Annotated in this window: 9 protein-coding genes and 1 pseudogene; 6 read left to right on the top strand and 4 right to left on the bottom strand. The window is 36.7% G+C overall.

From position 1 onward, the window contains the following. Positions 1-157: 157 nt before the first annotated feature. Positions 158-784, top strand: coding sequence for a hypothetical protein (locus tag PPBDW_RS19675; RefSeq protein WP_036791851.1), 627 nt, complete (start codon positions 158-160; stop codon positions 782-784). Positions 785-879: 95 nt separating this feature from the next. On the opposite strand, the gene PPBDW_RS19670 is transcribed toward PPBDW_RS19675, so the two are convergent. From PPBDW_RS19670 to tpx, 4 genes are all read right to left on the bottom strand, one after another. Beyond that, complete coding sequence (locus tag PPBDW_RS19670; RefSeq protein ID WP_036791848.1) at positions 880-3,372, bottom strand: GH92 family glycosyl hydrolase; 2,493 nt, start codon at positions 3,370-3,372, stop codon at positions 880-882. A gap of 292 nt (positions 3,373-3,664) precedes the next feature. Then, the gene (locus PPBDW_RS19665) at positions 3,665-5,032 is read right to left on the bottom strand and encodes an amidohydrolase family protein (RefSeq protein ID WP_036791846.1); all 1,368 of its coding nucleotides are present in this window, start codon (positions 5,030-5,032) and stop codon (positions 3,665-3,667) included. Then, entirely contained in the window at positions 5,029-6,363 is a 1,335-nt protein-coding gene (locus tag PPBDW_RS19660; protein WP_045045630.1) for a uracil-xanthine permease family protein, read from the bottom strand. Before PPBDW_RS19660 ends, PPBDW_RS19665 begins: the two co-directional genes overlap by 4 nt. A gap of 394 nt (positions 6,364-6,757) precedes the next feature. Then, the gene (gene tpx, locus PPBDW_RS19655) at positions 6,758-7,255 is read right to left on the bottom strand and encodes a thiol peroxidase (RefSeq protein ID WP_036791842.1); all 498 of its coding nucleotides are present in this window, start codon (positions 7,253-7,255) and stop codon (positions 6,758-6,760) included. A 382-nt stretch (positions 7,256-7,637) separates the two neighbouring features. Between tpx and PPBDW_RS19650 the strand changes: the two genes are divergently transcribed. From PPBDW_RS19650 to PPBDW_RS19630, 5 genes and pseudogenes are all read left to right on the top strand, one after another. Beyond that, the gene (locus tag PPBDW_RS19650) at positions 7,638-8,663 is read left to right on the top strand and encodes a HoxN/HupN/NixA family nickel/cobalt transporter (protein WP_036791840.1); all 1,026 of its coding nucleotides are present in this window, start codon (positions 7,638-7,640) and stop codon (positions 8,661-8,663) included. 361 nt (positions 8,664-9,024) lie between these two features. Continuing rightward, on the top strand, positions 9,025-9,363 hold the full coding sequence (locus PPBDW_RS19645) for a TehB family protein (RefSeq protein WP_036791838.1): 339 nt from the start codon (positions 9,025-9,027) through the stop codon (positions 9,361-9,363). A 12-nt stretch (positions 9,364-9,375) separates the two neighbouring features. After that, on the top strand, positions 9,376-10,020 hold the full coding sequence (locus tag PPBDW_RS19640) for a deoxynucleoside kinase (protein WP_054262192.1): 645 nt from the start codon (positions 9,376-9,378) through the stop codon (positions 10,018-10,020). Positions 10,021-10,209: 189 nt separating this feature from the next. After that, positions 10,210-10,500, top strand: a complete 291-nt coding sequence (locus tag PPBDW_RS19635) for a cyclic-phosphate processing receiver domain-containing protein (protein WP_036791836.1) — start codon at positions 10,210-10,212, stop codon at positions 10,498-10,500. Positions 10,501-10,820: 320 nt separating this feature from the next. Next, positions 10,821-11,168: pseudogene (locus PPBDW_RS19630) on the top strand (MarR family winged helix-turn-helix transcriptional regulator); the annotation flags it as partial. Between the last annotated feature and the right edge of the window lie 141 nt (positions 11,169-11,309).

Raw genomic sequence — 11,309 nt, 5'->3', positions numbered from 1 at the left:
GGAATATTTATTTCATCGAAAAAATGACCATTACTAAATTACAATTCTGAACATATACTGAACTTATATAAATAAGCATTGCAATCATATCTATATTTTATTTATGCTGATAAACAAGAAATAGAATTTATAGCTTAACCATACCACTGGTAATAACATGCGTTCAGATACTAATATAATTTTTTTAAAAATCATTAATTTTATTTTTCTTTTAGTGATATTAACAACCCCATTTATTATTATAAACTATGATGTTATTTATTTAAAAAATAACATTCCGGAGCAATCGTTAACTGAATATACTCAGGAGTTATTATTATTCGGCTGTTCCATTTCATTTGCTTATTTAGGCATGACTCAAGCATTATATAGGCGTTGTGCCTTTCTTATTGCTGGTTTTTTTAGCTGTATGCTAATTAGAGAGCTAGACTTATTTTTTGATCAATTAGTCTTTCATGGTTTTTGGGTTTACCCCGCATCCATAATAGCATTCATTACCGTTATCTATGCTTCTCAAGAACGAGAACAAACGCTTTCAGCCTTAGCTGAGTTTATGAAAAACAACTATTTTCCAATCCTATGTTTAGGGCTTGGAATTACCTTGGTATACTCCCGATTATTTGGTATGGGAAGCATGTGGCATCAAGTTTTAGGGCATGATTACCATCGTATAGTAAAAAATATTGCCGAAGAAAGTTCTGAGCTATTAGGATATGTTTTGATGTTTTATGCGTCAATAAATTATGTTTATAGCTACTTTAAGCATCAAACTTCAAGTAATTAAATTTCGCGATCCTACTTTTATATTTAATGCTTGTAATTACAATTAATAAAAAAGGGAAGTTAATTAAACTTCCCTTTTTATTTATTATTAGTAATTTATTCAACCATTGGTAATTTCATTACTTGCGATTTATCACCTGTCATCACAAATTTCAGCTCACCACCCGCTTTAAACTCAGAGTGATTAAAGAACAATCCGTTATCTAAAGCCTTACCATTAATTGAAACCGATTTAATATACATATTATCATCGGCGTTATTTAATGCCTTGACGGTAAAGAAGCCATCTTTAACAGGTAAACGTACTTCATCAAATAACGGACGCCCAACGGTATATACCGGCTCTGCCGCATTAACTTGATAGAAACCCATTGCCGACATCACATACCAAGCTGACATTGAACCCACATCTTCATTACCAATAATGCCAGCAGGCTCTGCAAAGTACATTTCATCTAAAATATAGTTGACCACCTCTTGGGTTTTCCAAGGCTCAGTCGTCCAATTATAAAGGTATGGAATATGGTGCGAAGGCTCATTACCAAACGCAACTTGACCAATCATACCTGACATATCTGCAGTTTCTGTGCCTTTACTGCCCGCGGTAAAGGTGGCATCCAAGTTTTGGGTAAATGCAGCAACGCCGCCCATTTGATCTTGTAACCCTTTGATATCGTGTGGCACAAACCATGTCCATTGCCATGCATTACCTTCAGCATATGGGCCAGATTCATGGGCGGTTTTATACGGATCAAATGGTGAAATAAACTCACCATCCATGGTTAATGGGCGCATAAACCCAGTTACACCATGCTTAGCATACTCGGTTGGATTGTGATCAAAATAACGTTGAAATGCTTGTGAGCGCTCTAAATATTGTTGTTCAAGCTCAGTATTACCTGCCGCTTTTGCTATTTGTGCAATCGCCCAATCATAAAACGCATTTTCTAAACCGTAAGACACCGATTCTTTAATATTCTCAGCATTCTCATTAGCTACTGGCACAAAACCATGCTGCTGAGAAAACTTAATCGCCTCAGGTAACACCCGTTTTAAAACATCGAGATCCCACTCTTGTCCTAATGTCGTATGGTTATCATAAGTCGATGATTCTACTGCTGCTTGCAACGCTTGTTGTTTCTCTTGTAGCGTAAATGCACCAGGGAATTTAGTGATAGCATCAGCAATAACCGCTACCGCTGGATAACCAATCATGGTGCCAGTTTCATCACCCAAATGTTCCCACTTTGGCAATAAACCACTTTCTTGCCACTTTTGAACCATATTTTTAGCGTACTGTACTGCGCGCTCAGGTTCGGTAATGGTTTTTAGTGGGTGTAAAGCGCGGAAAGTATCCCACAGTGAATAGACCGAAAAGTTAGGTTGCTCTGGTGTTGCTTGACCGTAGGCAATCGAGTAATTACCGTCACCATTACGAATAGAGCCTTTCCCCATTCCTCTAAATTCACCAGTGACATCTTGATGCACTTGAGGGGCTATTTTTGTATGGTAAAGCGCAGTATAGAAAATCTCTTTTTGCTCAGGGGTGCCACCCTTAACATCAAAATTTAATGCTCGTTGCCACTTTTTCACTGCCGCTGTCCGTGCTTCATCAAAGGATTGATGTGCTTCTGCGTCATGGTTTGCTTTCGCACCATCAGCACTAACGGCAGAAATAGCCACTGCGGCATTCACGACTTGAGTATCACCTGCTTCAAATTCAACATAGACGGTAACGTCAGCTGTAATACGTTTAAGTGGCTTACCAGCGTCATCTCTCAATAATTCTGAAACATGCTCTGCCGTTAAGCCATCTACAGCTTTACCGTTAGCAAGAATAACTACATGTTTGATTTTTTTATCAAACGTTGCATGGAAGAAAATTTTCTGATTTTTAGCCCATCCAGAAAAATGGGCAGCATCTCGTTCACCCGTAATCGTATAACCATCATCGCTAACGGTTAATTGATTACGTAATGAGGTTGCTCCCCAATCACTGTTTAAAATCGAATTTAAATCAATTTTTAATTTCTGATCAGCACCTTGAGGATAAGTATAACGATGGAAACCAACACGTTCCGAAGCGGTTAATTCTGCTTTAATATTATTATCTGCAATTTCGACACTATAATAACCAACTTCCGCATGTTCAGTTGTTTTATCCATTTTAACTGAAATAGCTTTACGGTAATCATCATTACCTTCAATGTAATTTTGATTATCTTCACTAAAAGGTAAAAATAAAATATCCCCTAATCCCCCCATACCGGTACCACTTAAGTGGGTATGAGAAAAACCAAATAAGGTATCTTTATCGTAATGATAACCTGATGAAGAGTGCCACCCGAGCAATTCAGTATCTGGTGATAATTGGATCATACCTTCAGGAACCACTGCACCAGGGAATGTATGACCGTTAAAGCCAGTGCCAATAAATGGATCGACAAACTTAGTATTACCCGTTAACTCAATCGCTGGTCGATCTTTATCTGGCACAATCGTCGTAGTGTTATATATGGTTTCATTGTTACACCCAGCGAGTACTGCCGCTACCATCAGCGCCAAAGGCATTATTTTTATTGTCGACATATCCATTCCCTAGCTCATCTCGTTGTCTGTAGCTTGTTATTTTTATAACTACAGTTAAAAATACTGGCAGGATTATCAATAAAGTTTACATTAGGATATATAGGATAAATAACGCATTCACTGGCTTTTTGTAGCAGCAATTATACGCTGTGACATACCGCATATTCTTCTAACCGCTACTCTTGGCTCAATATCACACTTTTCATTATATTAAAAATAAAAAAACCGCTATATGCATAAACATATAACGGCATTATCAATAAGCTGATAATTAACAAATAGAATAACGAAATTAAATAACTACTTCACCTTGTACCCATACTTTAGCCACGTTTTCAGGCTGAGCTAAAGTGATTATTTTTTCTAGAATATCTTTTGCACTGTCAAATTCAGGCCAAATGCGTAAATTGCCAATAGCAGGATTAGACTTAATGACAATCGCATCAAAGTGATAACCCTGATTGAATAAACCCACTTTGGCATCAAGAACTTGCCCACCGCCAACCGTTGCCATCCAAAATGCTTCAACAAAACTGATACGTGCATTGGTTGTGCCACGCTCAGAAGCTGGTAAGTAAATATTCACCCCTTCTTCACGTACACGAGAATGACTCACAGCATCAAAACCAGCCCGAAAAATAGACGGTGATGGCGCACCTGCGATATCACTTCCTAAGCCCACTTGGACACCTAAATCTAACAACTCACGTGCTGGCATCGCTGCATTAGCAAAATACATATTAGATAATGGACAATGGCCAACACCTGCATTAAATTGCTTAATTTTTTCGATATCGGCATCATTTAGAAAAATAGAATGTGCCAGAATCGATTTATTATTTAGTAATCCCATATCCGCGTAAATCGTGACATCACTGGCATCGTAATGTTGCATGCTGTAATCACGCGCCCAATCACTTTCAGAGCAATGAGTTTGCATGTGCAGATCATAACGCTGAACTAATCCGCCTAATTGCTGTAATAACTCACTAGTACAGCTTGGCACAAACCGCGGTGTAATTACCGGACGCACTAACCGTGACTGGTTACCCGCAAGCTCAAACACGTTATTAACAAACAATTCCGTATCATCAATCGCAGCAGCAACACTAGGCTCACAATAATATGTTGGGCACTGTTCGCTATTGTCCATATTAACTTTGCCAACATAAGCTCGCTGACCGACATTAAGACATGTTTGTGCAAGTACCTCTGTCGATTGGCGGTGAATAGACGCGAAGTAGACCGCACTGGTAGTGCCATTCGCTAATAATGTTTTGGTAACATCTTGGTATACCATCGCTGCAAAGGCATTATCTGAATAACGATTTTCAAGCGGAAAAGTGTAATTTTGTAGCCAATCATACAAGGGTAAATCAAGCCCTTTACCCGCTTGTGGCCATTGCGGTGCATGGCAATGTAAATCAACTAAACCCGGTAATAAATATTCGCCTTTAGGTATCACGTGTAAAATGCTATTGCGTTTAAATATCGCTAATAAATCGGCATATTGTGGATGTTGAGGAATATAGGTTGCAGCTATATCCCCTTGATGATCGATTAATAATAACCAATCAACATTAAACTCAAACTCACCTTTAACCGGACAATGAAAGCAATCAGCAACAACGGCAAATTTGATCATCGTTATATCAATCATGCATTAGTCTCTGTTTTTGTTTGAGTCGCGGTTTGAGTTGCCATTTCAGCAGCTACAATTTGAGGTTCATTCGGTAAAACAAAATTCAGTATTACTGCGGCTAATGCACCAATCGCAATCCCTGAATTAACTAAATAACCAATTAATTCCGGCAATGCGTAAACTAATTCACGAGGCATTAATACTGCGCCCAGTGACAACATAATCGGTAAACCAACCACCAACATATTACGTTCATTAAGGTTAATATGTTGAATAACGCGAAAACCATTCATCGCAATCACAACGCAAATAACGGTAAAAATCCCCGAAATCACTGCATGTGGAATAGAAGCAATGATACTGGTTAATTTAGGCACTAATCCAAGTAATAACAAAATAAAGCCACCGGCAATAATAGCACGACGCGAAGCAACGCCAGTTACTGCAATAATGCCAGCATTGGTTGAATAACCCGTAACAGGGCTCCCACCTAATGCTGCACAAAAGAAATGCCCGACAGCTTCACCCGTTGCACCGCGGTTTAAACGCTCATCTTTTAACTCAACCCCAGTCACTGCACTCACAGCGCACCATGTGCCAGTGGTTTCAACTAACACAATCATTGAGATAAACAGCATCGTCAAAATGGCAATCGGATCAAATGTTAACGCTCCAAAAGGTAATAAACTCGGCAATTCAAACCAAGCCGCAGTCGCCACTGATGAAAAATCTGTCATGCCATAAAAAGATGCAGTCAACGTACCTAATACAATTGCACTTAACACCGAGGTTAACCGCAACCAATGCAATGATTTAAATAAACAGCCCAATAAAATAAAGCTCGATAGTGACACCATACTCACCAGTGCAATCACAACATTTGCAGTTGGACGTTCACCACTGTAAATACCATTAAACGCGATCGGTAATAATGATATCCCCACCACAATGATCACTGTTCCCCCAACGATTGGTGGCACCAGTTTTCTCACCGCTTTACTAAATAAATTTAAGGGCTTACCTAGTAATGCTACCAATAATGCAACTGGAATTAATGCGCCATAAACCGCCCCCATTCCCATGGTTTGGCCAATCGCCGCAATAGCACCAATAGGTATATAAGACGGGCCTTGCATGACGGGTAATTTTAATAAACACCGTGATTGAATAATGGTTGCTAGTCCTGCGACCACAAATGTCATTTGAATCAGTGCCGAAGTATCAGCTACAGTTAATGATAATAAACCCGCTAAAATAATAGGAACAATATATAAATCCATCGCTAAAACATGTTGCGCACCTAAAGAAAGAGAGCGAGGCAGTGATATTTTTTCATCAATATTAATCATGTTTCGTTATACCAATTAATAAACTAACGAGGCAGCTATTGCGTATAAACTGCAGCTAATATTGTTGATATTGAATTATGACAATTCACCATCAACAAATAACACATCAGAACAATAAACACTTATTGTTCAATATATTGCGTAATGAATTGTTCGTTAATATTAACCAAGCAGAATTTAAGATGGCGGGATTTTACCTGAAAAAAAACCAAAGGCAATCGTTTGCTTTATGATTTTTATTAACACTATAAATAGGGATAATTATTGCTTTATGGGTATGGCTATTATCTTAAAACGCATCTTTCTATAAAAAGAATAAGCCGTAATAATAAACGAAGCCGAACAAAATAGAAGCTAAAGACCCCCATAGCCTATGGGCTATAGGGGAATAATTTTAGCGTAAAGCCGTTATTGCTGCTTCATAGTTTGGTTCATCTTTAATTTCAGCAACAAGCTCACTGTAGATGACTTGTCCGTCCTCATTAATAACAATCACCGCACGAGCCGCTAAGCCTTTTAAAGGACCGGCATTAATATTAACGCCGTAGTCTTGGGTAAATTCAGGCGCACGGAAGAACGACGCTGTTTTAACATTTTCAATGCCTTCAGCAGCACAGAAACGACTAGTTGCAAACGGTAAATCAGCGGAGATGCACACTACCACTGTATTAGTGACATCTGCAGCAGCTTTATTAAAGGCACGAACACTCATCGCACAAGTTGGAGTATCAACACTTGGGAAGATATTTAAAACAACCTTCTTTCCTTTTAATGAGCTGAGTGTTAAATCACTTAGATCAGCGGCACAAAGTGTAAACTCAGGCGCTTGCTGCCCTGATTGTGGAAATGAACCTGAAATTGATACTTTTTTTCCTTCAGCTGTTACTGACATAACATTCACCTTTATTTATTATTTTAAACTAATTATCAAATTAAAGAGCCAAAATATACTGTGCTACTTTTTGATATATAACAACCCTCAAAAAATAAATACATCCGCCTTAGGGATGTTTATAATGACAGAGAAATAATAAGCACACATAAAACATGGTATTAAAACCATCATTTAAAAATGATAACCATATGAAAATAATAAACTTAATCACATGATACCAATACTTAAATTTACATAACAATTAAAGAAAAGAGAATGATAACTATTATTAAAAACAGAGATATTATATTTGCTTTGTGTTGTTGATAAACAGTAAATTTTACTCACCCTCGCAGCGTAACTTTTTATTATAAACAACAAATATTAGAGACTACATCTAATGAAAATCAGCGATAACACCAAAAAAAATGCGATATGGCTGGTATCTAGCCTTATATTTATCAATATAACCGTCTGGGTAATTGCGGTAATTGCCTTTCATCAACACCCTGAAATGCTTGGAATGTCACTCTTAGCATGGTCATTAGGCTTACGTCACGCGGTAGATGCTGACCATATTGCGGCAATTGATACCACTACCCGTAAAATGATGCAGCAAGGTAAAAAGCCAATCACTATCGGCACTTTTTTCTCATTAGGTCATTCAACGATTGTAATGTTAGCTGCAGCAGCAATTGCGCTAACCGTTGGCACCTTTAAATCAAAAATCCCTTTTATTAGTGATATTGGCGGTATTATTGGCACGAGCGTATCAATTTTATTTTTATTAATTATGGCCTATATCAACCTTCGTATATTTCTATCGGTCTATAAAAAATTTAATGCCTATAAACAAGGTATTCGCCCATCCGATGCGGATTTAAATATTCAATTAACCGGACCATTAAATAAACTTTTCCACTTTTCATTTAAATTTATAAATAAAAGCTGGCATATGTATTTTATTGGCTTCCTCTTTGGACTTGGTTTTGATACCGCGAGTGAAATTACCTTATTAGCATTATCAGCGACCAATGCCTCTCAAGGGATGAATATTTGGTTGATCATGATCTTCCCGATTTTATTTACCGTTGGCATGTCATTAATTGATACCCTTGATAATCTAGTCATGGTCGGAGCCTATGGGTGGGCGTTTTCAAAACCGTCACGTAAACTCTATTACAATATGACCATCACTGGAATATCAGTCATTGTCGCAGTCATCATTGGTGGCTTAGAAGCACTTAGCGCACTAGCATCAAGTTTAAAGTTAACGGGTTCTTTTTGGGATGCTATTAATCTAATGACCGATCACTTCGGTATGGTTGGTATTGCTGTTATCGCAATATTCATTGGTTGTTGGGTATTATCTATCCTCAATTATAAACTGCGTAGTTATGACAAACTTGACCAATTGACCAGTTGACCAGTTGATTAACATCTTTTACTTAAAACAAAAGGCCGCACCCACTGCGGCCTTTGTATGACATACAGAACCTGTTAAACAAATCTATTCTTCTCTCAGCAAACCAATCTTACTTGCTCACATTTCACTCTAACATTAAGACATTCTACCCAAGATATAACACCACCTCCCACACCAATAAAAAACAATAAAAAAAACAGATAGATAAATAATAAATGATTAAATTCGCCCAATGATGATAGCGATGATTTTCGTACCAAGACGAACAACTTAATGATAAAAATTATCATTTACATTGAACTATCAACTTAAACATGTATTATTAATGCATGTTTGTTTGAATTAAAAAGTTGAGGTTTATATGAGTCATTTGAGAATTCCAGAAAATTGGACAATTCAACGTTCAACATCATTTTTTACTAAAAAAAACGTACCACCAGTACTTTTATCGCATCACAACACTGCTGAAGATGTATTTGGTCAATTATGTGTCATGGAGGGTCAAGTTATTTATTATGGCTTTGCAAATAGTACTGCAACTGAACCTGAAATACGGGTAGAAATAAATGCGGGTCAATTTGCTACCAGCCCACCACAATACTGGCATCGTATTGAGTTATCAGATGATGCTCAGTTTAATATTAATTTCTGGTCGAATAAAAATAAGCAAAAAGACATATTATTCTCAGGTAAAAAATAGAGAACAATACTCATGCAAAAAGCACTCATTATATGTATCGAAGGTAATATTGCCTCAGGTAAATCAACATTATTACCTAAATTAGCAGCAATGTTACAAGCGACTACTATTTTAGAACCCGTAGATTCAGATACTGAATTCCAACGATTGTTAGGATTATTTAGCTTTAATCCAGCGGATGTAAATGCTCGAAATAATTTCCAATATTACATCACAACACAAAGAGCTAATTTATTAAAAAACCTAAATCCTAATAATTGTTATATTATTGAACGATCGTTATTAAGTGATCTAGTGTTTACTCATGCCTGCATGTCAAACTATGAAAACACAATTGAAGATGCTGCGAAACATATGGATTGCTATAAGCATCTAATCGCTAAAATTCATGATTATCCAACAATAGATTATTGTATTTATTTAAAAACAAAACCTGAAATAGCTTATCAACGAATGAAAAAAAGGGCACGCCCAGAGGAAATGACATTATCATTAAGATATTTACAAGATATAAGTGCATTTCATGATGCAGTACTACCTCAAGCATGTCGCAAAATGGGTACTGAGTTAATCGAGGTTAACTGGAATAATCCAAATGCTATTGAGCTTTTAAAAGATAAATTATCAGGTTTAAATTTATCCAATAGATCGCTATGAATATCTAAACACTTAAAATAGAGAGAAGAACTATTACTTAAAAAAGAATGGATCTTCTCTCTATAACTTTTTATAAAAATCTAGTCTTTATAGCTAACTCAAGTATTATAATAAGTTCTCGATATAAGAATTTTTAAATATTACCTGTTTTTTATTGATAAAAAAGTCACTAATTTATAGAGGTTTACCTTGAAAGTCTTTCTTGATGATGAACGAGTAACACCTAATAATTGGATAAGAGTATATTGGCCAGATGAAGCAATAAAGCTATTAAAAACAGGTCATGTTACAGAGATAAGTCTTGATCATGATTTAGGAGATGATGAGCGTGGAACAGGCTACGATGTAATCTTATGGATTGAAGAAGCTGTTTATACTCAAAACTTTAAACCACCAAAGATCTCTGTTCATTCTGCAAATTCATCTGCTAGAATAAAAATGGAATCAGGCATCAGAAATATTTATAAAGTTATACGATAAATTGCCATTACCTTACCGACTTAACCTGTGGGTATCACGAATATTTAATGTCATCAATATTAAGTTAATAAATCCAGCGATCAACTCAACTACCTGCACAATATAAAGCCAACTGTCAAACTGATTCAGACTTGCCAAATGATATAAATAAACCGCACAGGGCAATAAAATTAACAACCCATTAAATGCAATAAACGGCAGGTGCTTTGAGATGATTCCATTCCTTGTTCTGACAATATTTCAATATTTGAAAACACCTGCTGACGTTGTTTAATCTCAGAATCAAGAGCTTGAGTACCTGCAAATAAAGGGAAGAAACCATCAAACCCTACGGTCTTACTGCTGCGTTATGGCCAACGATGATGTAATTACGGGAGAAGGAAGGAGTTACTCAACGAGAAATTGCAGAAAAATCTAAAGTTGAGAATTCAACCACACCTCGTACATTAGATAAGTTGGAAAAACTAGGGCTAGTAGAAAGACGCAATGATCCAAATAGCCGTCGCTAATTCCGTATTTATCTCACAAAAGATGGCCATCATTTATTACCAGTGCCGATTACTGTTAACCACAACCTTCTTAGCCCATTATCGACTGATGAACAGCAACAAATGCTGTTACTGTTACTGTTACTGTTACTGTTACAAAAAATGATAAAAGGTATCTAGAGTAACAACACTTAAATATCTTATTAAAGGTTGCTTGAGCGGCCTTTTTTAGATCTCGTTAATATGAGAGTTGTTGCTTTACATTGTCTTAATCATTATGAGTCTATCTTAATAAAATGTTAGACTATTTTAATAAATCTC

The organism is Photobacterium kishitanii, from assembly GCF_000613045.3.
Lineage (GTDB): Bacteria > Pseudomonadota > Gammaproteobacteria > Enterobacterales > Vibrionaceae > Photobacterium > Photobacterium kishitanii.
This window is presented reverse-complemented; position numbering and strand designations above follow the sequence as displayed.